The 22,531-nt window shown below is 66.8% G+C and carries 20 protein-coding genes; 2 read left to right on the forward strand and 18 right to left on the reverse strand.

Annotated elements, in window-relative coordinates:
- Positions 1-103: 103 nt before the first annotated feature.
- Positions 104-844 (forward strand): hypothetical protein, encoded by a 741-nt coding sequence (locus tag K254_RS0112620; protein ID WP_155848570.1) that lies wholly within the window; start codon positions 104-106, stop codon positions 842-844.
- A 154-nt stretch (positions 845-998) separates the two neighbouring features.
- On the opposite strand, the gene K254_RS0112625 is transcribed toward K254_RS0112620, so the two are convergent.
- The 9 genes from K254_RS0112625 to K254_RS25370 form a co-directional block, all read right to left on the reverse strand.
- Positions 999-1,352, reverse strand: a complete 354-nt coding sequence (locus K254_RS0112625; protein WP_026555670.1) for a zinc ribbon domain-containing protein YjdM — start codon at positions 1,350-1,352, stop codon at positions 999-1,001.
- Positions 1,353-1,690: 338 nt separating this feature from the next.
- Positions 1,691-2,956 (reverse strand): DUF222 domain-containing protein, encoded by a 1,266-nt coding sequence (locus K254_RS0112630; RefSeq protein ID WP_026555671.1) that lies wholly within the window; start codon positions 2,954-2,956, stop codon positions 1,691-1,693.
- A 230-nt stretch (positions 2,957-3,186) separates the two neighbouring features.
- Positions 3,187-3,471 carry a hypothetical protein gene (locus tag K254_RS0112635; RefSeq protein ID WP_026555672.1) on the reverse strand — a complete coding sequence of 95 codons (285 nt, stop codon included), beginning with the start codon at positions 3,469-3,471 and terminating at the stop codon, positions 3,187-3,189.
- A gap of 116 nt (positions 3,472-3,587) precedes the next feature.
- Positions 3,588-4,784 carry an acetyl-CoA C-acetyltransferase gene (locus tag K254_RS0112640; protein WP_026555673.1) on the reverse strand — a complete coding sequence of 399 codons (1,197 nt, stop codon included), beginning with the start codon at positions 4,782-4,784 and terminating at the stop codon, positions 3,588-3,590.
- A gap of 67 nt (positions 4,785-4,851) precedes the next feature.
- On the reverse strand, positions 4,852-6,093 hold the full coding sequence (locus K254_RS0112645; RefSeq protein ID WP_026555674.1) for an acyl-CoA dehydrogenase family protein: 1,242 nt from the start codon (positions 6,091-6,093) through the stop codon (positions 4,852-4,854).
- Positions 6,094-6,184: 91 nt separating this feature from the next.
- Entirely contained in the window at positions 6,185-7,087 is a 903-nt protein-coding gene (locus K254_RS0112650; protein ID WP_026555675.1) for a TetR/AcrR family transcriptional regulator, read from the reverse strand.
- 78 nt (positions 7,088-7,165) lie between these two features.
- On the reverse strand, positions 7,166-7,708 hold the full coding sequence (locus K254_RS0112655; RefSeq protein ID WP_026555676.1) for a LysM peptidoglycan-binding domain-containing protein: 543 nt from the start codon (positions 7,706-7,708) through the stop codon (positions 7,166-7,168).
- A gap of 18 nt (positions 7,709-7,726) precedes the next feature.
- Positions 7,727-8,176: a LysM peptidoglycan-binding domain-containing protein gene (locus K254_RS0112660; RefSeq protein ID WP_155848571.1), complete on the reverse strand. Its 450-nt coding sequence runs from the start codon at positions 8,174-8,176 to the stop codon at positions 7,727-7,729.
- 360 nt (positions 8,177-8,536) lie between these two features.
- Positions 8,537-8,986, reverse strand: coding sequence for a DUF4234 domain-containing protein (locus K254_RS25370; RefSeq protein ID WP_196810957.1), 450 nt, complete (start codon positions 8,984-8,986; stop codon positions 8,537-8,539).
- A gap of 103 nt (positions 8,987-9,089) precedes the next feature.
- On the opposite strand from K254_RS25370, the gene K254_RS0112670 reads away from it, so the two are divergent.
- The gene (locus K254_RS0112670; protein WP_026555678.1) at positions 9,090-9,380 is read left to right on the forward strand and encodes a DUF1905 domain-containing protein; all 291 of its coding nucleotides are present in this window, start codon (positions 9,090-9,092) and stop codon (positions 9,378-9,380) included.
- On the opposite strand, the gene K254_RS0112675 is transcribed toward K254_RS0112670, so the two are convergent.
- The 9 genes from K254_RS0112675 to K254_RS0112720 form a co-directional block, all read right to left on the reverse strand.
- A complete protein-coding gene (locus K254_RS0112675; protein ID WP_026555679.1) occupies positions 9,377-10,024 on the reverse strand; it encodes a dihydrofolate reductase family protein in 648 nt (215 codons plus the stop codon). The two genes, K254_RS0112670 and K254_RS0112675, sit on opposite strands and share 4 nt — an antisense overlap.
- A 30-nt stretch (positions 10,025-10,054) precedes the next feature.
- Entirely contained in the window at positions 10,055-10,825 is a 771-nt protein-coding gene (locus K254_RS0112680; RefSeq protein ID WP_026555680.1) for an alpha/beta fold hydrolase, read from the reverse strand.
- Between the two features lie 98 nt (positions 10,826-10,923).
- A complete protein-coding gene (locus K254_RS0112685; RefSeq protein ID WP_026555681.1) occupies positions 10,924-11,484 on the reverse strand; it encodes a dihydrofolate reductase family protein in 561 nt (186 codons plus the stop codon).
- Between the two features lie 117 nt (positions 11,485-11,601).
- The gene (locus tag K254_RS0112690) at positions 11,602-13,197 is read right to left on the reverse strand and encodes an ABC-F family ATP-binding cassette domain-containing protein (RefSeq protein ID WP_026555682.1); all 1,596 of its coding nucleotides are present in this window, start codon (positions 13,195-13,197) and stop codon (positions 11,602-11,604) included.
- A 134-nt stretch (positions 13,198-13,331) separates the two neighbouring features.
- Entirely contained in the window at positions 13,332-14,459 is a 1,128-nt protein-coding gene (locus K254_RS0112695) for a methyltransferase (RefSeq protein ID WP_026555683.1), read from the reverse strand.
- A 159-nt stretch (positions 14,460-14,618) separates the two neighbouring features.
- The gene (locus K254_RS0112700) at positions 14,619-15,221 is read right to left on the reverse strand and encodes an NADPH-dependent FMN reductase (RefSeq protein WP_026555684.1); all 603 of its coding nucleotides are present in this window, start codon (positions 15,219-15,221) and stop codon (positions 14,619-14,621) included.
- 321 nt (positions 15,222-15,542) lie between these two features.
- Positions 15,543-16,175: a ScbR family autoregulator-binding transcription factor gene (locus K254_RS23135; protein ID WP_035750174.1), complete on the reverse strand. Its 633-nt coding sequence runs from the start codon at positions 16,173-16,175 to the stop codon at positions 15,543-15,545.
- An 876-nt stretch (positions 16,176-17,051) separates the two neighbouring features.
- Positions 17,052-18,197, reverse strand: a complete 1,146-nt coding sequence (locus tag K254_RS0112715; protein ID WP_196810958.1) for a DUF2399 domain-containing protein — start codon at positions 18,195-18,197, stop codon at positions 17,052-17,054.
- A 122-nt stretch (positions 18,198-18,319) separates the two neighbouring features.
- Positions 18,320-22,531: an SbcC/MukB-like Walker B domain-containing protein gene (locus K254_RS0112720; RefSeq protein WP_231391934.1), complete on the reverse strand. Its 4,212-nt coding sequence runs from the start codon at positions 22,529-22,531 to the stop codon at positions 18,320-18,322.

The raw sequence follows: 22,531 nt of genomic DNA on the forward strand, positions 1-22,531 counted from the left end.
GGGCCTGCCGTTAACCCGCGGGCCACCATGGGGCCATGTGCGTGCGGGACGATCCATCAGCCGCACCTTTCCCATCGGTGTGACTACAAGAAGGGTGTTTTTCGTGTCTTTGACCACCGCCACGCGCCAACTGGCGTCCATCGCCGCCGTCTCAATTCTCCTGCTGGCCGCACCGGCCGCTGCACAGGCTGCGGCCCCGCCCGCGCCCGCCAACAGCCGTGGTTTCCTTGTCCTGGTGGATGGCTCGGGCACAGCGCTGGCTTCCGGAAGTACGACGGCGCAGCCCGGCTTTGCCGCCGCCGTCGCGCCCGCGGCCTGCCCGGCAGGGTTCACCGATGCTGCTCGCCTGTCTGTAGTACCGGCCACCGGCTCTGCCTCCGTAATCTCCGCGACAACGGCACTGTCCGATCCCGCCGCCCCTGCCACCGTGCCCACCGCTGTGGTGCTGGCCGACTACGCGTTGGGTGATGGTGCGACGGTGGTGATGGAATGCCTGTCGGTGCGCAACGGCATCCCGGTTCCGGCAGCCACCGTGTTCAGTGCAGGTCTGGACATCAGTGGCACATCCTTCGCCGTCGTCCCCGCTCCGGCACTGCCGAGCGCCACAGCAACCGCCACGTCGTCGGGTTCCTCCTCCCCGACCGGTTCTGGCTCGCCTACCGACGGCGCCCAGCAAGGTACGCCTGCCGCAACACCCGGCGCCGGAGCGCCGACCGATGCCGGGCAGGGTTTGGCGAGCACCGGCGCCACCGTGCTGCCGATCCTCCTAGGGGCCGGCGGACTTGTCGCCGCAGGCGTTGGCGCAATGCTGTGCCGCCGCCGCAACGCCGGAGCCCGCGCCTAGGTCCGGGCTCAACGCAGCCTCGCCGGCCTCGCGTCGCGGTCCAGGTTCCATCCGGCCCGAGACACATGGTGAAAGCCCGATTCAACAGCTCTGCCCTGCCAAGCGTTGCTTGGCAGGGCAGAGCTGTTGAATCTCTTCGGAGACGGGCTGAGGCCTAGATCTTCTTGACCACGCTGGACTTGAGCTGCATCGGGCCCACCCCGTCCACCTTGCAATCGATGTCGTGGTCGCCCACACCGTCGATGAGGCGGATGTTGCGGACTTTGGTGCCGACCTTGATCACAGTGGAGCTCCCCTTGATCTTCAGGTCCTTGACGACCGTCACCGTGTCGCCATCCTCGAGCACATTGCCCACGGCGTCCTTGATGACCGCCGGGCCGGACTCCGTTGCATCGCTGTCAGCGGCCGGAGCCCACTCATGTGCGCATTCCGGGCACACCAACAGCGAACCCATCTCGTAGGTGTATTCGCTGGAGCAGTCGGGGCACGGAGGCAGGGTTTCGTTCACATCGCAATTCTATCTATGAGGGGCTGCCAGTCGGCTGGCCTGTAGTGCCCACTCCGACCCGTCCGTCGAGTCTGGGTCCACGGCCACCAGGGACCCGCTCCGCTGACCGGGCCCGTCAAGGCCCCGCTGCCCGCTCGCGCCGCTGGTCGGGCCAGTCGAGGCCCCAGCGCCCGCACGTGCCGGTGGCCGGGCCTGTCGAGACCCCCTGCCGCCCATGCTCGGCCGCCGGCCGCCAGGCCTTCACGCGCCGCCTGCTGCCCGGGACTCGCCGGGACGGGCGAATCCTGCCCACCCGGTGGACGCCGCAGATCGTGCCCTCCTGGCGAACGCAGCGGATCCTACTCACCCGGCCCCTGCGTGGTGGAAGGCGTTGCGCAGCGGCCGCCGTTGTCCGGGAGCGTGTCCGTGCGCGAGGCCAGGCGGACGCAGTCCAGCAGGGCGTGCAGGAGCAGCTGCGGCCGGGGGCGTTGGGCGGCCAGCAGCCGCCTCGCCACGTCAGGGTCCAGCCCGGAGTGGTCCATGGCGTCAATGAACCCGGCGCAGTCCCCGGCCGCGGTCCCTGCACCCAGGCCCTCTTGTCCGGATTCGTCCGGTCCGCCGGCGCCCGCACCCGTGCCGGATGCACAGGACCCGCCGTGCCGCGCGTCAGGGGCGCCGCGCGTGCCCGCGGCTGGCGGCGGCCCGCCACCAGCTGCGGCACGGGCCCGGTCCGGACAACCCTCCGCCGTGGAGCACGGTCCTGGCCCACCCATGCCGGGCGCGCCGCCTCCAGCACCGCCACCCCCGGTGGCGTTCGGGGCGCCGGCATCCGCACCGCCGCCGTCTGGGGTTCCGACGGCCCAGGCCGGGGGTGCGCCCTGCCCCGGCACCGCCACCACGCCACCGGCACCACCGGCCTCGGCCACGATGCCAGCCAGGGTGCGCGGGTTCGTGCCCGTGCCGATCGCAGCCATCAACTCCTCATACGACAGCTGGGTCAAATGCCCCTCGAAGCGGACCAGGCCCCGGCGGGGATGCCCGAAGTGGATGCCCTCCTTGGCCAGCAGCTCCGCCTCGGTGGGCTCGGACCCGTCCGGATCCAGATGGGCCAGGATCCTGCGTGCGACCCGGCCCAGGAAGTCCGGGGACTCCGTGGCCGCCACCGCGGCCAGGCGGGCCTCGACCTCCTCCAGCTCCGAAGCCGTGATCCGCCCGCCGGCGGCCAGGTGCGAGGCGTCGGTGACGGCGCGCGAGGCGGCCAGGGCGGCCTCGGCCGAACACGCCCCGGACAGGAACGCGGCGCCCAGCACGGGCTGGCGGGCCGGGGACACGGCCAGCGTGATCGGATCCGTGGCGGGCAGGAACGCCGTGGCGAGGGCGAGGCGTTTGGCCGCCTCGGCCGCCGAGAGCTGCAGGGTCTGGCGGAGCATCGCCACCGGGGTCGCGGCCCCGGCCTCCCGGTACCGGCCCGCCAGGGTCCGGGCGGAGATCTCCCCGGCGCACTGGACCTTGAACGCGTCCAGGCGGCGGGACAGGGTCTCCAGCTGGCCGGCAAGCTCCACCAGGCCGTGGTCGCCCAGCAACTCCAGGCCGAGGACGTCCGGGCCGCAGGAGGAATCCCCCACGCCGCCGTCCGCATCATTGGAGTCGGTTCCAGCACCCGCCGGATGCGTCGCGGCGAGGTAGGCAAGGGCGATGATCCGGCGGGCATGCCCACCGGATCATCGCCCCGAAGCGTCGGGGGAATACGCCGCCGTACTCATACACATATTCTAACTAGTGGCAAATTCACCGACGTTGATCGAATGTATGCGCCGAACCAAACACCCGCCTGCGGGGCCTGTGGAGGGATCGGCTACCGTCGGCGGCCCGTCCGGAACCCGGACCAGAACGCCAGCATCAGCAGACCGATGACGGCCACGACCACCCCGATTTGGGTCTCGCCCGAAAGGAACAACAGCCCATCTGAGGAGAACGTCTGGTCGGAAAGCGGTGCATAGGCAAACCAGCCGAAACTGGCTTGCTGCTGCCCTATAAGGGCCATGCCCACACCGAACACCACGAGTGCTACAGCAGCCAGCGGCACCGCGGCCCGCACAAGCAAGTAGCCGATCCTTCGAGGTCCCCCACCGTTGTCCATGCGCCCACACTAGTGCCGCAGTGGGTCATGGGTCTCGACAAGCTCGACCACCGAACCAGCGCAATCGGGACCTCGACAAGCTCGACCAGCAGGAAAAGGCGAGCGAAACTTAGGCGTCAGGCCTTGAGGATCAGGGCATCTCCCTGCCCGCCGCCACCGCACAGGGCCACCACTCCCACACCGCCGCCGCGCCGGGCAAGCGCGAGCGCCTGGTGCAGCACCAGCCGCGCACCTGACGCGCCCACCGGGTGGCCGAGCGCAATGGCGCCACCCTCGGCATTGATGCGGTCCGTATCTATGCCAAGGTCCTCGGCGGACTGGACCACCACGGAGGCAAAGGCCTCGTTGATCTCAATCAAATCCAGCGCTTCAACAGCAAGGCCTTCGCGCCGCAGGGCCGCCTCGATGGCCCGGGACGGCTGCGAATGCAGGGAACCGTCCGGCCCCGCCGTCTGGCCGTGGGCGCCAATCTCCGCAATCCACTCCAGCCCCATCGCCCGCGCGGCGCCCTTGCTGGCAATCACCAGGGCAGCGGCGCCGTCGGACAGCGGCGAGGATGATCCGGCGGTGATGGTTGCCTGCTCGCCCTTGGCAAAGGCGGGCTTCAGCGCGGCCAGGGATTCCGCCGTCGTGCCCGGCCTGATGCCCTCGTCATCGGCGACGACGACGGCGCCGCCGCGCCGCTGCTCGATGGTGACGGGTGCGATTTCCTCCGCCAGCACCCCCGCGGCACGGGCGGCCTCTGCGCGTTGGTGGGACAGGGCGGCGACGGCATCCTGCTTTTCCCGGGTGATCCCGCGGACAGCGTTGCCGGCGTCGGTGGCGCTGCCCATCAATTCGCCGCTGATGGGGTCCTGCAGTCCGTCGTGGTTCAGCGAATCCACCATGGGGGTGTCCCCGATGGTGATGCCGGCGCGCAGTCCCTTCACCAGATGCGGCGCGTTGGTCATGGACTCCTGCCCGGCGGCAACGATGAAGTCCGCCTCGCCGGCACGGATCATCCGGGCAGCATCGATCACGGCGGTCAGCCCCGAGAGGCACAGCTTGTTGACCGTCACGGTGGGCACGTTCCAGCCGATGCCCGCAGCAAGGCTGGCCTGGCGGGCGGGGCCCTGGCCGGCTCCGGCCTGGATCACCTGGCCCACGATCACGGCGTCGATCTTCGCCGCCGGCACGCCAGTGCGCTCCAGCGCAGCACGGATGGCATGCGCCCCCAGCTCACTGGAGGACATGGACGCCAGGGCGCCGCGGAAACGGCCGAACGGTGTGCGGGCCCCGCCCAGGATGACGGGTGTGGAATCGTCTGCAGTCATTGACATGCCTTTCAGTGAATACCCGGTGAAAGCTAATTGGAAGTTTGATGAAAGAGGAGAGGTGCGCTCAGGCGAAGGCGGAGATGCCGGTGATGGATCGGCCGATGATCAGCGCCTGCACCGTTTCCGTGCCCTCATAGGTGTGGATGGCCTCGATGTCCGCCAGGTGCCGGGCAATCCGGTTCTGCAGCAGGATGCCGTTGCCGCCGAGCAGGTCGCGGGCATTGGAGGCGATCCCCCGGGCAGTGCGGGTGCAGGTGTACTTGGCCAGCGAGGCCTGCACAGGCGTCAGCACGCCTTCTTCATCCAGCCTGGTCATCTGCGCGACCATCAACTGCATGGTGGCCAGTTCGGAGTGCATGCGGGCCAGCCGTTCCTGGATGATCTGCGACGCCGCCAACGGACGTCCGAACTGCTGACGCTGCGCCGCGTACTGCACGGCCGTTTCGTAGCAGGCGGTGGCGTGGCCGACGGCGGACCAGGCCACGCCCAGCCTGGTGGCCAGCAGCACGCGTCCGGCATCCTTGAACGTCCGGGCCCCGGGCAGCACATTGGCGGCGGGGACAAACACATTCTCCAGGCGGATGTGGGCCTGCCAGATGGCGCGCAGCGAGGCCTTGCCCTCAATGGTGGTGGCCACATAGCCGGGGGAATCCTGCGGCACCAGGTAGCCGTGCACCGCGCCGCCTTCCCCACGTGCCCACACCACCGTGACGCCGCCAATGGAACCGTTGCCGATCCACTTCTTCTCGCCGTTGAGCAGGAAACCGCCCTCGACGGCGGTGGCAGTGGTCTCCAGCGCCACCGAATCGGATCCGTGCGTCGGCTCGGTCAGGGCGAAGGCGCCGTAGTCCTCGCCGCGGGACAGCGGCCCGAGCCAGCGGGCGCGCTGCTCGTCCGATCCGCATTCGGCGACGGAACGCAGTGCCAGCCCGCCCTGGACGGCGATGATGGTGCCCACGGAGCCATCGCCGCGGCTGATCTCCATGTTCACCAGCCCGGCGGCCATCTTGCTCATCGCCGGGAATCCATCGACATCAATGCCGTCGCGCAGCAGGTCCAGTTCACCCAGCCGCTTCAGAAGATGCAGCGGGTACTCCGCACGCTCCCAGTAGCCGGCAATGACGGGCAGCACCTCGTCCTGGACAAAGGCCCGGGCGCGGTCCCAATAGGCACGGTCCGCATCTGAAACATTGGTGAACACGGAGGCCGGGTCCGGATCGAGCGCCTCGGAGAGCACATACTCCGGCTCCACCGTTCCGAAGGGAAAGTCCTGGTGCAGCTGGGTCGAAGCGGCGGTGCTCGTCATGAATCAGTCCTTGCGTTCGGGAGAAGAGGAAGCTCTTGGTTCCAGAATGCTGTGACACTCAGTTCCATGTCAAGGAATTGAGTGTCACCTTCTATTGCAGGGCGTTTCGAACCGCCTTGAGGATCTCTTCCGTTCCGGCGGCGGGGTCAAGGACGGTGACAACGACGGCGGACCGGGGTGCGCCGGCCACCGCACCACTGCCTGTCGAACCGGAGGCCGGTGCTGCGGGCCGGAATCTGGCCGCGAGCGCCCGAAGCTGGACTTCAAGCTTTGCTGATGCCTCCTCGCTGCGCCGGACCGCGCCGGCCGCCGTTTCGGCCTCGGTTGCGGCCCCAGAGTCCGCCTCCGCGGAACCGCCAGCCTCCTCCGCATCGCCGGCATGGAGGCCTCCGGACCCCCGGGGAGGCTCGGCCGCCTCCGTGCGCAGCCAGTGGCGCAGGGCGGCGTTGTGGACGGCCACTACCGAGGCAGCGAAGGCCACGGCTTCGGCTCCCCCGGCGTCATCCGAAGCTCCGGCGGGGCTGGCGCTGCCGGTACCGCCTGCGTTCCCGTCCACACCCGCGGCGGCACCGCCGTCGGCGCCTGGCGCGTGCGCCTGCAGATGGCGGCGGAAGGCACGCTCATAGCGGTGTGTCATCACCAGCTCGCGGTCCCGCAGCGCCGGAACCTGGCGGAGCAGTTCGTGCCGGCGCAGGGAGGTGTCCCGATTGCGGACATGGTTGGAAAACACCAGAAGAGCGGCCTCCACCACGGCAGCCAGAGGGTCTCCGGGGCGGTGGTCCAGCAGCTGCTGCACTTGGGCCAGAATGCGGTCGTGGTCGGCGAAGACCACATCCTCCTTGGAGCCAAACTTGCGGAAGAAGGTGCTGCGGCTGATCCCCGCGGCGTCAGCCAGCTCCTCCACAGAGGTGGCTTCAAAGCCCTGCCGGGCCAGCAGCTCTATGGCAGCGGCGACAATCGGACCGGGATCAACGTGTGCGGTGGTGATGGCCATAGCGGGAAATCTAACACGACCGGCGGACCGGCGGCCCCGGCAAACCCCGCCAGCGTACCCAGCAATGGGCCTTCGCGGCTACGTGGTGATCGGGAATCCCGTGTGCAGGCTGAGGGTCTGGCCCGGCACCAACAACCCCGCAGACCGGTCAATGTAGGCAGGCCAGGGCGGCGTCGTTCCGTCATACTTCGGAACCACCGGCCGATTGGCCTGGTCCAGATCGGAGTACGAGAGCCGGAATCGGGCGGCAATCTGGCTAACGTTGTCACCGGGGGCCGTCGCATAGGTCAGCGGGACCCCGCGGTCGTCGACAGTGAAGGCCCCGCGGGCACCGGGGATGGTCCGGGAGTTGGGCATCAACACCACTTTGGTGCCGGCGGGGATCGGCGCATTGGCCGAAAGCTGCGGGTTGTCGCTGAGCAGTTCGGTGGTCGTGCGGCGGAATTCGCAGCCCAGACTGTCGATGGAATCGCCATCGACTGTGGTGTAGAAGATCGGCGTCCCCACCGAGTTGTGCACAAGATTTCCCTTGCCGGCACTGGAATCCACCGGCTTCTTCTGAAGCACGATGGTGGCTCCGATGGCCAGGAATCCCTCGCCAACGGTGGCGTACTTGGGCACCTTGTTGGCCTCGGCCAGCTATTCCGCACTCATCCCAAAGCGGGCAACGACGCCCGCGAAGCCGTCGTTCAAGGCCACCGTGTAGGTCTGCGGGATTCCCAGGGCATCCAGCGGGGCCTCCCCCCTGGCCCCCACAATGGGGCCGGGCGGCGGAATGAGCCGCAGCACGCTCCCCGCGGCCAGTGGAGTGCCGTCCGCGACGGCGTTGAGCAGTCCGAGCCGCTTGGCCGGAATCTTGAACACCTCGGCAAGGCCAGCCAGAGTATCGCCCTGGACGGTGGTGTAGTAGAGCACATTGCCGAACGAGTCGGCCACCCGCGCGCCGGTTCCTGCTTCAAACGACGGCGAGGCCGCCGTGGCGGCCGGCGTCGTGGCCGCTTGCGGGAGGGCGGCCTCCGGCACGGCGGCGCACCCAGAGCCCGCCAAGACCACCATGGCCAATACCGCCGCAGCCGCAGACCTGCGCATGTTCCCCAATGGTTCCCCAATATTGTCAACGGATGGCGCAAATGACATCCGGAGTGTTTGAGCGATCCTAGCAGCGCCCGGACGGGGTTCAGCCCAGCGCCGCCTGGACCATGAACGACGTTGGCCACTACTTCGCGGATCTTCCCGGACTGCCCAGCATGCGGCAGAGGCCGGCCAAGGTGGGCCCATCCTGCGCCTCCACGATTCCTCACACCTTGCGGCGAATCCGCGGCACGGGGCAGTTGTCAAAAGTGCCTTGCAATTCTTCAAAGGTTCATTTCAGCCAACCGGCCGGAAATCTCCATGAGATTCCCGGCCGCTCTTGCTGATTAATTACCGAACGTTGATCCGGGAATTAAATTATGCCGAAATCAGTTCCGGCTTTGCAGAGATTGCTTCATTAAATTTCATCTGGACGATTGCCGCACCGATGAAGCCCAGAAGAAGCAGCAGCCAGAACGATGCCTGGCGGCCCATGCCGTTGTTGGTGAACTTCTCGACGCCCACCGAGTACTGCCAGAGCCACCATATGTTTGCTATGGGAACGATGAGCCACCACGCTGACGGGATGGCCGCACCGGCCCGGTTCATTTCATTCTTGGTCTTGACTTCCCAGACCAGGAAATAGATGCCGAAAGTAATGATGGGCAAAAGCAGCGGCGCTGCGGGACTGCGTTGTATCAATTTTCCTCCTAGAAGATGTATTTCCAGAAGAAGCGTAGCTGGGAGTGTCAATGATTTGTCACAAAGAGGAATTTGATGGAAATGATGAATTTTCACAAATTTTGCTGCTTTTTTACCGGATCTCACTCGGGATGTTTGGTGCGGTCCATGTCGGTTCACTGGCCTATATTTGAGGGCATGTCCGCGGTATGCGGAGGCACCCCGTGTGAAGGCCCCAGAGGAGACAGCAATGGCAGCACTACCGAGCCCGGAACCACTGGACCGCACGTTCACCGCCCCGATACAGAAGGATGGCGCGTTCACAACGTTCGTCATCCTGCCGGGCTCGGACGGCTATCTGGGCACGCGGCGGGCAGTGAAAATCGGCGGCACTATTGACGGACACCCCTTCAACGCCACGCTGACGTCTTCGGGCACCGGACCACACATGCTCCCGCTCCGAGCCGCCATCTGCAAGCTCATCGGCCAAGACCAGGCAGGATCCGAGGTCTCCGTCCACCTGCAGGAACGATTCAGCTAGCGCCGGGCAAACACCACATGCACCACGCCGTCGGACGCGGCGAACTCCACCCGCTCCATCCCCGTCGGGCCGCCGTCAAGGTGGTCAAACAACCGTTCGCCGCTGCCGAGCAGAACGGGCACCAAAGCCACATGCAGTTCATCCACGAGGGAAGCCCGCAGATACTGCTGGACGGTGGAAACGCCCCCACCCAGCCGCACATCAGCCCCGTTGGCCGCCGTGAAGGCCCGTTCCAAAACGTCCTCGATGCTGTCGTTGGTGAAGTTGAAGGTCGTCCCGCCCTCCATCACCAAGGGTGGCCGCGGGTAGCGGGTGAGGACGAACACAGGGTGGTGGTACGGCGGGTTGCCGCCCCACCAGCCCGTCCATTCCTCATCGAGCCAGGGTCCACGGATGGGGCCAAACATGTTCCTCCCCATGATGGTGGCACCAATGCCCCGGTCTCCCCGCTCCAGAAACTCGTTGTCAATGCCGGTGCTTCCACCGCCGCCGCCGTCGAACATGGCATGGCCCGCCACGGTCTCGAACACCCACTCATGCAGACGCTCCCCTCCCCTGCCGAGTGGATGCTTCAGATCCTGAAGGGGTCCCGCCGCGTAGCCGTCCAAGGACATGGAGAAGTTGTGGACGCGTAGTTTCGGCATCGGTGGCCGTCCTTCCCGGGTGGAGGTGCACTAACTGAAAAAGCCGCGAAGAACGGGGGCAAGGACGTTGTCGGCGACGGAATGGTCCTGGTCCGCAACCACGTCGACCCGCCCGTCCTGGACTGCTGCAGCTACGGCCGTGGCTGCGGCCTGGGCCCAGTCGGGGCTGCTGCCGCCATAGAGCGCCAGCACCGGGGCGGCGACCATGGACAAGCGCACCACGGGCGCGGCTCCGTCGGCCGCCAAGGTCAGGTCGTAGGGCAGCGTGTGCGCCAGCGCTGCCAGCGAAGGCCAGAACGGAGCCTTCTTCATGCCGGGATCAAAGTCGGCACCGGTGTGGCGGATGAACGCCTCCACAGCCTCTCCCCCGCGGCCACTCGCCGCCAGGGTGCGCACCTTTTCCACGAAGGCCTGCCATGGTTCGCTGCGCCCGCCGGCCGGGAAATACGGCGGTTCGTAGGCGGCGATCCTGGCCACGGGAAGTCCCGCGGCGGCCGCCTCCAGGGCCAGAATCGCGCCGGAGGAATGGCCGTAGAGGTTCACCGGCGCACCGGCGGCGTCGGCGAGCGCGCGCAGATCGTCAATTTCACGGTCGACGGCGTAGGCCCGTGCGTCGCTGCTGTCGCCGCGGCCGCGGCGGTCGTAGCGGAAGACCGTGAAGTCCTTGGCCAGCAGGGACGCCAGCCCGGCGGCGGATTGGCGGTTGTTCAGCGCGCCGCCCACGATGACAAGCGGCGCACCCTTCCCCGCCCGCTCATAGGCAATCGTGGTTCCATCAACGGATTGGACTTTCTGGACCATGGTGTTCTCCTGGCGCGGCGTGCACTGGCGGCTATTCCCTTCCTACGCCCAAGTCGGCAGGGGTTCAAGGGGGTGGGCGGCGGCTGGTGCCGCCGCCGTCATGGATTGCAGCGGTAGGCCAGGTAAACGACTCCGTTGTCGAACCGGCGCTCGTCCACCAGCTCAAGTGCCAGCTTCACGCCGTCGGGCAGGAACGGGATGCCGCCGCCCACCACGATGGGTGAGATGAACTGGATGATCTCATCCACCAGCCCTGCCCGGATGGCCTCGGCAGCCAGCGTGGGGCCGCCGACGCTGATGTCGCCCACGGACGCAGCCTTCAGGGCGGCAACCGCGCCCGCATCAAACTTCTTCTCAAGCCGGGTCCGGGCGGCGGTTACGGTCTCCAGCGTCGTGGAGTAGACGATCTTGTCGGCATCGTGCCAGATATCGGCGTATTCCTGCATTTCCGCGGGCAGGTCCGTCCGGCCGTGGAAGTCATCCCAGACGGCCATCACGTCGTACATGCGGCGCCCAAGGAGGTACGTGCCGCAACGGCGTTCCAGTCCATTGATGAAGGCATGGACCTGCCCATCCGGCATGCTCCAGTCGAAGTTGCCCTCCGCATCGGCCACGTAGCCATCCAGCGAAGTGATGGCGGTGTAGATGAGCTTGGCCATGCCGGACCCCTGTCCACAAAGGGCTGCACCGTGCAGTTGATTCGACGGTAGACCGGGACGGCCTCCGGTTCAACAGTGCGCACCGTCTTCAGCGGACAGCCGTAGGAGCCTGGGACCTCAGGCGGCGCGGACCTCGATCTCGCCGGGGTTGGCGCCCTCGCTGCCGAACACGAGGTGGCGGTTAGCCACCTTCTCGGTGAAGAAGCGGTCGTGGCTGACCACCACCACGGCACCCGGGAAGTGCAGCAGGGCCCGCTCCATGACCTGGGTGCTGGACATGTCCAGGTGGTTGGTCGGCTCATCGAGCAGCAGCACCGAGGCACCGGAGAGCAGGCACTGGGCCATGGCGACGCGGGCGCGCTGGCCACCGGAGAGGTTGCCGATCTTTTGCTTCAGGTCCGCTTCGGAGAACTGGAACATCGCCAGGAACCGGTTGACGGACTTCTTGGTGGCGGTCAGGGCCAGGCTGTCCGGCATCGCATTGACGGCGTGGCTGACCGTGTCCGTTTCGTCCAGCTCCTCCAGCACCTGGTTGTAGGAGACCATGCCGGCGCCCTTGGCCCAGGCCACCTCGCCGGCGTCGGCCAGCTCATCGCCCGTCAGCACCTTCAGCAGCGTGGACTTGCCACTGCCGTTGGAGCCCAGCACCACAATCCTGTTGCCGCGGCGGATCTCAAAGCTTAGATCAGAGAACAGCGTCTTCTCGCCATAGGACTTGCCCAGGGATTCCACCCGGCAGAGCACATCCTTCACGTGCAGGCCGCTGTAGATCTCCGTGATGATCTGATCCACTGGCCGCGGTGTGCGGGATTTCTTGATCTTGGCCAGCTGGTTGCCCAGCGTGCGGCTGGCGGCCTTGGCGGCCTCGCGGCGGTCGGCAATGCCCTCGGCCTCAAAGGCCAGCAGCTCCGATTCGTGCTGGAACTGCGCCTCCAGGGTCTTGAGCCGGAACTGCTTGGCCACCACGTACTCGCCAAAGTTGCCCGGGTACTCGTGCAGGTGGAAGTTCTCCACCTCGATGATCCGGGTGACGACGGCGTCCAGGAACTTCCTGTCGTGCGAGACGATGATGGCCGCGCCGCGGAAGTCGCGGAACCAGGTTTCCAGCCATTCGACACCGGCCACGTCCAGGAAGTTGGTGGGCTCATCCAGCAGCAGGACGTCGGGGCCCTCCAGCAGGATCTTGGCCAGGGCGGCGCGGTTGCGCCAGCCGCCGGAGAGCTTGTCGATCGGGCAGATGCGGTGCGCCTCATCGAACCCCAGGGTGGTCAGCACCTTGTCGATGCGGCGCGGGTAGTCCCAGCCGTCGAGGCGGTCCATGGCCTCGAACAGCTCCGACTGGCGGTGGATCAGCCGCTCCAGTTCGGCGCCGTCGCCGGAATCCACGGCAATGGCGGCATCGATGGACGCCAGCTCGGCCTCGATCGCCTTGATCTCAACAAACACGCCGTCGAGCACTTCGGTGATGGTGTGCTCGCCGTTCAGCTCGGAGAACTGGGAGAAGTACCCGATCCGGGTCCCCAGCTCCACGGAGACGGTCCCGCCGTCGGCCTCCACCTGGCCCAGGATCAGCTTGAGCATGCTCGATTTGCCGGAGCCGTTCTTGCCGATCAGGCCCACGCGGTCGCCCGGTTCCAGGCGGAAGAATGCCTCACGCAGGATCTGCGTGTTCTCGAAGCGGACGCTGACGTCGTTCAGCCTGATCAGGCTCATGGCGGTGTGACTTTCTTAGGTGGGAAGGTGGTGCGGCCGCCCAGAATGCTGGCGTCCAGAAGGATCGGTGGCGGTTCGACGACGGCGGGCGGCCGCCGTCGTCGGCCCAGGTTCAGAACTACAGGTTCAGCGCCTCAGCGCGGGGTGAGCCGCCACAGTGAGGTGGTCTCGGCTGCACGGGCCGCGAACAGCGGATCGCTGCGGTCCGCGGCCTTGCCGTGCGTCGGCACCGTGTCCATCCGATCGACGATGTCCAGCCCGGCGGCGTCAATGGCCTTGAGCAGCTCGTCCCGGGTCCGCAGGCCCAGGTGTTCGGCCAGGTCCGAGAGGACCAGCCAGCCCTCCCCGCCCGGTTCCAGGTGGTCGGCGAGCTCGTTCAGGAAGCGCAGCAGCATCCGGCTGCCGGGATCGTAGACGGCACTGTCCAGCGAAGAATGCGGTGTGGCCGGAATCCACGGCGGATTGCAGATGACCAGCTGCGCGCGCCCCTCGGGGAACATGTCCCCCAGCACGGCCTCGGCCCGGTCCTCGATGCCGAGGCCGCGGAAGTTGTCCTCGGCGCAGGCGATGGCGCGCGGCTCGTTGTCCGTGGCGATGACGCGCTCGACGCCGCGGCGGACCAGCAGCGCCGCGAGCACTCCCGTGCCGGTGCCGATGTCGAAGGCCAGCGGCAGAGACGGCAGCGGGGCTTCGGCGACAAGGTCCACGTACTCGCTGCGGGTGGGGAAGAAGATGCCGTAGTGCGGGTGGATGCGGTCCTGCAGGGCGTCGACATAGACACCGTTCCGGCGCCATTCATGGGCGCCAATGGCCCCCACCAGCTCGTGCAGGGACACCGCCGACGGCTCGGCGACGGCACCGTAGGCCCCCGTGGCGGCGTCGTGGACATCCGGGGCCCGGCGCAGCGGCACCACCGGCCCGGGGTCCAGCGGAACCAGCACCAGCCCCAGGATGCGGGCACGGTGCGAGCGTGACTGGCGGTGGCGGTAGAACTCATCCGCCATGTCCTTGGCGGGCTTCTTCTTGCCATTGGCCAGGCGCCGGTCCATGGCGTTGAGGATCTGCCGCGCGTTGTTGAAATCGCCCCGCCACAGCATCGCAATGCCCTGCGACGCCATCCGGTTGGCCTCATCGGCGGTGAGGGAATCATCCACCACCTCCACCCGCTTGGGCGCCGGCCGGCCGTTGGCCGAGAGCCAGCGCAGGGTGCGGGTTTCGCCGTCGTCCGCGGTCCAGCTGACGACGGCGGGATCATCCGCCACTGCTGTGGTGGACGGATTGGCTGCTGGGGCGTTGCTTGTGATGGGAGGTCCGTTCGGAGATTCCGGGAGGGTGGGGCGGCCCTGGATCATGTCCAGCCCGCCTTTTCAGGATACAGGGGGCGCCACAGGCGCCGCCCACCGCACCCGGTGATGCCCGCCCTACTTGGCCGTGTCCGGGTCCGAGTCGCCGATGTGGCCCGGTGCCGTGGCGGCGAGGACGCGCTGGACAAAGGCGCAGTACTCATCCATGTAGTGGCGCAGGAACGTCTCCGTGGCAGGGTCCTTGACCTCGCCGTCATTGCCAAACGCCTCCGGATCGAACCTGACGTACGCCTCGGGCGCGTTGAGCTGGGGTGCATCAAGGAAGCTCAGCACGCTGCGCATCGATGACTGCATCACGGCCGTGCCGATGCCGCCCGGCGAGGCCCCGACGATGCCCGTGGGCTTTCGGGCAAAGGAGTTGGTCCCCCACGGCCGCGAGCCCCAGTCGATGGCGTTCTTCAGGGCACCCGGAATCGACCTGTTGTACTCCGGGGAAATGAAGAGCAGACCGTCGGAGGCTGCGATGGCCTCCTTGAAGGCCAGCCCCACCGGCGGGAAATCGGCGTCGAAGTCGGAGTTGTACAACGGAAGGTTCCCAATCGGGATCTCGGTGAACTCCAAATCCTCCGGTGCCACCTTGATCAAGGCCTTGGACAGAATCCGGTTGATCGAGCCACTGGCCAGGCTCCCGACGAAGTATCCGATCTTGTACGTTGCCATGACGAAATTCCCTTCCCGATGGAGACGGTGCAGGATCGATGCACCGTCTCCAAGTTGAGCACAGCACATCAGCGAGGGCCAGAGCCTCGGAGGCGGGATCTGCGGGTCGTGCAGCGCGGGAAAAACCATCCGCGGCACCAATGAAGCGGGCAATGGTGCCGGCGTCCCCCAAATACAGCGCCGGCACCACCGCACGTCTTTCGACGTTGCCCCTACCGTCGCCGGCCATGGCCTCGACGGTTCCCCAAAATGAGAATAATCCAGACGTGAGCCAAAAACAATATGGCCGTCCGGTTTAGAGCAATAATTCTGCCGTTGGGCTTAGGCGGAGACCAGTCCCGCGAGCGTCGCGGCGTCCGGCCGCAATTCTTCTGACACGATTCCGGGCAGCAGGATCGCCCACATCTGTTCGATGCGCTGCATGACATCCGCCCTGCTGGTCAGGACTTCCGAAACCATCTGAACACCGGTGAACGATGCCACGATGTATCTCGACAGCGCTGCCGGATCCACTGCCTGCCGGATCTGTCCCTCGTCCTTGCCGCGCTGCACCAGATGCTCCATCGCGGCGATCCAGTCCTCGTACGGCCCCCGCATGGGCGGACCGAACGTGGTCGCTTCAAAGGTCAGGCGGATGCCGGCCTTGACGATGGGCTCATGGACCAGCCGCAGCCCGAACGACCGGCACATGAGGATCATGGTCTCCACCGGGCTCCGCTCCTCGGCGAAGACTGCTTCACTGTCGGCGAGGGAAATGCGGTGTTGTTCGGCAATGACGGCCCTGGCCAGTTCCTCTTTCGACCGGAAGTGAAAGTAGAGCGCTCCCTTTGTCACCCCGGCCGTGTCGGCGACCTGCGTCAGACTGGCATTGCCGTAGCCATACTCGGCAAAAACGTCCGATGCTCCGGCAATGATCGACTCACGGGTCGCTTTGGCACGATCCTGAAGAACCATCAATGAACCTCAACTCTTCTCAGGCGGCTGGTTTTCGAAGCACCTGCGGCGCCCCGCCAGCGATGGAAACTCATTCCACCGAGCGAACAACCCGCTGGTCGGAACCCCTGTGTCATCGAATGACTGAATTATCAAGGCCCCCACGACGCCAGACGGCATCTTGCCTTCGATCCTAGCAAGTCGGCCAATCGGCCCCTCCGGCCGGCTCCGCGCGTCGCCCGGAAATACTGCCCGGATGCTCTCTACGCAGTCCTGAAGTCCAGCCGGAATCTGAGATGGGCCCCGAGGATGGGGCTGGAAAGGAAGTTGGGCCGTGCCTCTTTTGCCCACGGTCAACAGGAGTGTGGACAAACAGACGGGGCCCCAGCCATGTTGGTCAGGGGGGGCCTTCGTGGTGGGAGTCTTGCAGGCTTACTCGAAGATGTCGCGGCAGTTACGCAAGCTGCAAAGTCTTGTGGCGCTGTACTGCAGCGTCGCCATATTTCTCGACAAGGACCTGAAAGCTCAAATCCTACGCTACAGCCCCCTGAGCCCTTAGATCATCACCACTGGCTCGAATCCGAACGACGTGCGCACCGCTGTCTTTGGCCGCCCGTCAGCACAAATTCCAAGCGCTCAGGTGCCCGCGTCGACCCGAGAGCTTGGTTACAGGCCAACACGACGGCCGCAGGGAGCCTGGGCGCAAACGCATCCCACGCGTTGCGATCATCTTCCTAAGCTGCACTCCACGGAGCGGAAAAGCTGCTCCATACCGAGGCCAAAAGCACTCCGACAGGCTTTGGCCGTCGCCCTCTGATCCCGAGCTTGCCTCTACTGTCGTCGGCCCCGACGTCCGTAGCGTCAAAACTTCCAGGCAGTCCGTTGCAGCGGACTCGGTCAAGGCGTGACCGGCGGAGCTCCTGCAAGCACATCGCCGACGAGAAGCTTGATGAGGTCTTCTTCATATGCCGCGACACCCACGCGGTCCATCTGCGCACCCAACTCTGGGTCCCATGGTGTCTCGGAAACCACAACCTTCGTCCCAGAACCGTGTCGAGTGACCGCGAGGTAGTCAGCGGCGCACATTCGCCACGGCTTCGCTGCTGGAGCCGAGGCGAGCAGGGACCGGACGTGTTGCAGGCCCCTGGTATCGAAGTCAGCGCGTACCGTGACTCGCCAGCCAGCAGCGGTCAGGGCAGCTATAGCCTCGCACTCCGTCCGAGACGGCGTCCCCGATGTGCAGACCACGCGCGGCGGCGTGCTGCCAGCCCCCGAGGTCTGGATGAATCCCTGGACTGAGGCTGAGAGCACTGATGGATTCTCGGTCACGAACACCCATGAGTCTGGCGTGGAAGGGCTTGCCCACTTAATGCCCGTCAGTTCTTTCGGGGGCAGGGTTAGCGTCGCGCCGTCGGGGATCGCCCACCCGTCCGGGTGCACTCCTGTGACAATGAGCCCTCCGACCAGGTCGTCGATGTCGACGCCGACCTCCGCCCAGGCGTCCCTGGCGCGCGGTCCCGAGACGCCCATCACCGCCAGGACCAGAGCAGGCAACGGACCCTCGTCCAAAGCGTGCGGGCTACCTGGAACCAGGGTGCGGCGGTCCACTCGGTCACCTGGGGCCGGGAGCAGAAGCAGAACCTCAAGTGCCTGACCGACGAGGGCCTGGGGGTCATCAGTAGCCAGGACGCGGGCGACGCCGCCGGTCCGCAGGAGCCGCTCGAGCACCGCGTCGACATCAATCCCCAGATGTGACGGTAGGGCCTCCACCCCTGTGCGCAGCTGGTCAACTATCAGCTGTCGTGCTGCGCTAGCCTGTAGCTTCTCCCGTGCTCCGACGGCGAGTCGCCGCCTGACTGCATGTGCCACAACCACGCCCGGAGTCAGCCCGGCCGACCGCAGCTGCAGGGTTCGGGTAAGCGTGGTGAGGTCCACTGTGCGCTTCTGCCCGGGTATCAGAGGGCGTCCGGGAATCAGTCCTGTCGCCGCCGCACGCTCCGCCGCGTCCTGTGGTGCCTTGATTGTGACCGTTCCAGTGGTCATGTCGTCGTCTCCGCGGCGGTCGGCTGCTTGGGCCACGATCTGCCAAAGCCACAACAATTCTGGGGTGAGCAGCGCCGTCAAGTCAGCGTCCGCACAGGCGCCCGAGCACAAAGAACAAGCCATCACGGCTCCTGGGCTGGGCTGATCACGTACTCGGTGTCGCCGGGGAGCTGGAGCAGGCCGCGCACCATCATCGGGAACGCAACCACGGTGCCGTCCGACCCGGCCTCAAGGTCGTGCGCGTCGATCCCATCCCATGCGCCGGGCGCGCCGTCCCACAGGTACGAGGTGGCGATCAGGTCCAGGTCGAGTTGCGCGATGTAGCGGGCCAAGCCTTCACGTCCTTGCTCGTCGACCTCAGCGGGAACCTCGTCGAGCGGCAGCAGTCTCAGCGCCTCGGTTCCAAGCCGGTCGTAGCCGGCCGCGATCGCGGCAAGCATGGGCGCCAGTACGACGAGCCGCCTCTCACCGCCGGACAGGCCGGTGGTGCGGCCCCACTTCCGCTCCTTCTCGGGGTCATCGGCGCGGGTCACCATGTAGTCGACGTCCACCCAGGAAGTGATGTCAACTGCATCTGCGAGACGCTCCGCCATCGTGTCCCCGTTTGCGCCGGCCAGACGCCGCTCGATCGCTTTGCCGACCTGATGCCGCTGTTCCTCTGTGCGAGCTGCGTCGCTGAGCTTGCAGGAAAGATCGAACACAGTCTTCGCCGCGGGGTCCAGATCGTCGCGTGGCGTGATGCGCACACGAACGCCGACCCCGGATGACGCCTGCGCGGAACGCATCTTTGTGTTTACCTCACGAGTCCAGTCCTGCAGCTGCTGCCAGGCGTACCCAATTGAGGTGGGGATCTTCCCTATCACAAAACGCTGCAAGGCCTCGGCGTCTGCTTCGGCCAACGCTTCCTCGGCGCGACGCGCCAGCTCTCTGGCCTTCGCTGCCGCGCTGGCAGGGTCGTACATGTGCTCGTCGTGGGTGAGCTCGAACATCTCCACTCCGACTCCTTCTGGCACTTCGCCGAATACCAGCGTCCAGGTCTGGGCGAGTTCAGCTTTCGCGGTGTCGTACCGCTCCGTCAGCGTCTTGCGTGCGAACGTCGGTTTGCGGTCCAGCAGCGCCGACGCATTACGCAGCAGAGTCGTCCAGTCGTCCAGCCCCTGTGCAGGATCCAAGCCCGCAGTGGTTACGAACCCGGGAACGTCCAGCGCGGAAGTAACCGGTGGCCAGGTCAGCAGGGTGTGAAGCGCGGCTACTGCTGCGGTCTGCGCGGGGAGAGCCTCGGTCGCCGCCTGCCGAGCCGGCTCGACGGCGGCTTCTGTCCGGGTCGCCTCGTCGTGGTCGGACTGAGCCTTGGTGCGTGCAGACGCAAGCTCCCCGAACACACGGTTCGCCTCGGCCTCCGCAGCCTGGTGGCGGGTCACTGCGTCGTCGGCGCCGCTGTCACGGCTCACCTCATCCAGCAAGGCCTGCGTGGTCTCCGCGGTTTCATGGGCTTGCTGCGCCTCGCCCTCCAGGCGTGCCAGTTCTAGGGTGAGAGCTTCCTCCCCGGGCAACTGGGCCAATATTCGAGGCAGTGTCACTGTGGAGAGCTTGTCGAGCTGCTCGCGTGCGGCGGTAATCTCGCGTGCCTGGTTGCGCCGCTCCACCACGATGTCAGTCAGCTGCGCCACATCTGCGGGCAAGCCCACGGCGGCGGCGTTACGCGACCACTCATTCTTCAGCCGCCGATACTCGGCTCGTGCGGTCTCGGCCTTCGTCGTCGCGGTGTCGCGGGCCTCCTCGGCGATCCAGGTGCGACGTGCGGCGCCGGAGCGTGAGGCCTCAGCGTCACGAAGCGGGGACAGTGGGGGGAACGACTGCCCATCCTCCCTGGCCGTCCCCGCTGCAACTCGCGCCCGCCCGGCAGCTGAGCGCTCGCCATCGGCCTGCTGCTCAAGCTCGGAGGCCTGCTGCTCAAGCAAGTCTGCCTCAGCGAGCGCCCGATAGCGGCGGGTGCGTGCGCCGACGAAGCCCGCCTCGGGGAGCTGCCCGCCGTCCGCGGTAGCTGCCATGACGGGGTCGGAGGTGAGAGGCCCCGCCGCGAAGGTGCCGTCGCGTCCGATGACAAGCCATTCAGAAGTAGTGGAGGTTGCCGTGTTGGCGAGCTCGATGCGCTCGAGCACAGACCGCGCAGCGTCGGCAGACGGATGCTCGGCGTCGACCGTGAGCACCGTCGTGAGGTTGCTGGCAGTCACCTGGCCCCGGGAGCTGACGCTCCACGCTGCCGTGCTCGCCTCGGCTGCCTCGGAGTCGGTGACGAGGTGGGCGGTGAGCAGGCCGCTAGCTGCGAGCGCGACCTCCAGCCGATCCCGCATGCCAGCGTCGACACCGTCGACCCACTCCAGCACGGAGCCGAGAGCAGCATCGTCGTCGCTCTCGCCAGCCCAGTCGGGCCGCGGAAACTCCAGGAGCTTCCCTGCGCGCAGCTCGGTCGCACGGTCGCGAAGCAGCCCGGCTTCCGCGACGAAATGGGTCGAGTTCTGGACGTGCTGGCGGGCCTCGGCCTCGTACCGGGCGGCGAGCCGCTCTGCGGCAGAGACCGCGAACTGCGCCCACTCGGAGAGGCTTGCAAGCACCTCGGCCGGATCACTGCCCGCCAGTGGGGTGGCGTCCTCGACCAGCCAGTGCTGTCCTAGCTCCGGCTCGAGGGGGTCAATCGCGCAGAGGGTGTGGTGCAGCCGGGTCCAGCTCTCGACCTTATCGATCAGTATCCGGGCAGCGGACGCGGCGTCGCGGACTGCTTGGGTGAGGAGCTGCTGCTCAACGCCGTACGCGGTCTCCGTCTTCACTAGCTCTGCTGCGGCGGCGTTCCAGCGTTGCTCAGCGCCAGCGACACTGTCGTGGTCGGTGACGAGCAGCTGGGCAATGTTGGCCTGGTTCGCCTGGGTTCTCGCGGCGTGCCCCCAGCCCACGCTCAGCTCGGTCCACGCGGCCGCGTTGTGGACGACGGTCATACCTGTGCCGGGGCTTGCCATGACGTCTCCTGCGCGGCGCACCTGCCGGGCGTGGGAGTGGTGCGCGAGCAGGGTCGCAACCTCGGGAATGGTCTGGCCGGCGTCCCGGGCCCGGCGCAGCACAGCGGTGAGCTGGTCAAGTAGTCCGTCGAGCGCCGAGACTGCGGCCTGTGTCTCCCGTGACGCTGCTTCCGCCTTGGTGATCAGGGTTGCCATGCTGCTGCGACTGTTCGCACGCTCGGCAGTCAGGCGCGCGGTCAGGTCGCGGATGGTGCCGGCGGCCTTATACGCATCCGACTGCTGGATCGCGCGGACCTTGTTCACCGCATCCGTGTGCTGCCTCTCGATATCAGTCAACGCGTTGCGCGACATCTCCGCGTCTTTCGCGGCACGGTCTGCATCTCGCTCAGCCTTTGTCTGCTCGCGACGCTGTTTGGTGGCCCTCTCGACCGCGTGTTCGGCCACAGCAAGCTTTTCCTTCGCAACATCGGTGACGTGTCCGGCCCAGACGCGGGCGAAGTCGGCCAGCACCTCGGCGGCGCGACGGTCGCGCTCGAACGCAGCGCGGGTGGTCTCCGAAGCGGCGAGCGCATCGGCCGTCTCTGTGATCACGGCGGGGTCGACGTTCGGGAGCGCCTCGCGCAGCGCCTCCGACGCCTTCTCTGCTGACAGGTCGGCGAGCAGCACAGGGTTGCGCACCTGCCGGAGTCGGCTCGCGAGGTCACGCACCTCCTTGGGCGTCGCCGAGAACACACGACCGCTCAGGTCTTCGACGTAGCTTTCGGGATCGGCAAACACCAGACCTCCGAGTCTGTCGATCAGTCGAATGAAGTCGTCGTGCTCCAGAGCCGACCCGGTCTCTGTCTCCAGCCCGAAGTCGCAGACAGGTCTTGCGGGAACAGTGAACGGCACGACGGTCACGGCTGGTGAAGCGCTAGGTGAGTACTGCAGCCGGACCCCGTAGGTGACGTGTGCGGGTTCGTCGACCCCGGCCGGTGGTGCGACCGTGAGCCACGCGTACCCGTACCGCCTGCCCTTCTCCTTCGCGCCCTCAGCCATGAGCTGCTTCAGGGTGGTGGTGCGTGCTTTTCCGGCCGAGAGCTTCCCCTGTCCGTGGTCCAGGTCGATGAGGAACGGCCACAGCGCTTCCAAAGCGGTGGTCTTTCCTGTGCCGTTCGGGCCGCGCAGCAGCAGCCGTCCTGACGTTGCCGGCAGTTCCAGGTTCCCGTACCTCCACACGTTGGATAGCCCGGCACCGACCAGATGCCACCGTCCCGTGAACCGGTCAGGATTCCCGGAAGGAGGGGCAGCCGGCGTGTCGGTGAACTCCAGCTCAAGCAT

Origin of the sequence: Arthrobacter sp. 35W (assembly GCF_000482545.1) — a bacterium.
Taxonomy (GTDB): domain Bacteria; phylum Actinomycetota; class Actinomycetes; order Actinomycetales; family Micrococcaceae; genus Specibacter.

Bases quoted from the DNA above. Each gene is read 5' to 3' on its own strand.
- K254_RS0112645 (WP_026555674.1), bottom strand. From the start codon at position 6,093: ATGACGAGCACCGCCGCTTCGACCCAGCTGCACCAGGACTTTCCCTTC.
- K254_RS0112690 (WP_026555682.1), bottom strand. From the start codon at position 13,197: ATGAGCCTGATCAGGCTGAACGACGTCAGCGTCCGCTTCGAGAACACG.
- K254_RS0112680 (WP_026555680.1), bottom strand. From the start codon at position 10,825: ATGGTCCAGAAAGTCCAATCCGTTGATGGAACCACGATTGCCTATGAG.
- K254_RS0112640 (WP_026555673.1), bottom strand. From the start codon at position 4,784: ATGACTGCAGACGATTCCACACCCGTCATCCTGGGCGGGGCCCGCACA.
- K254_RS0112650 (WP_026555675.1), bottom strand. From the start codon at position 7,087: ATGGCCATCACCACCGCACACGTTGATCCCGGTCCGATTGTCGCCGCT.
- K254_RS0112715 (WP_196810958.1), bottom strand. From the start codon at position 18,197: ATGACCACTGGAACGGTCACAATCAAGGCACCACAGGACGCGGCGGAG.
- K254_RS0112660 (WP_155848571.1), bottom strand. From the start codon at position 8,176: ATGCGCAGGTCTGCGGCTGCGGCGGTATTGGCCATGGTGGTCTTGGCG.
- K254_RS0112675 (WP_026555679.1), bottom strand. From the start codon at position 10,024: ATGCCGAAACTACGCGTCCACAACTTCTCCATGTCCTTGGACGGCTAC.
- K254_RS0112685 (WP_026555681.1), bottom strand. From the start codon at position 11,484: ATGGCCAAGCTCATCTACACCGCCATCACTTCGCTGGATGGCTACGTG.
- K254_RS0112720 (WP_231391934.1), bottom strand. From the start codon at position 22,531: ATGCTTGAGCTGGAGTTCACCGACACGCCGGCTGCCCCTCCTTCCGGG.
- K254_RS0112700 (WP_026555684.1), bottom strand. From the start codon at position 15,221: ATGGCAACGTACAAGATCGGATACTTCGTCGGGAGCCTGGCCAGTGGC.
- K254_RS23135 (WP_035750174.1), bottom strand. From the start codon at position 16,175: ATGGTTCTTCAGGATCGTGCCAAAGCGACCCGTGAGTCGATCATTGCC.
- K254_RS0112670 (WP_026555678.1), top strand. From the start codon at position 9,090: ATGGCAGCACTACCGAGCCCGGAACCACTGGACCGCACGTTCACCGCC.
- K254_RS0112635 (WP_026555672.1), bottom strand. From the start codon at position 3,471: ATGGACAACGGTGGGGGACCTCGAAGGATCGGCTACTTGCTTGTGCGG.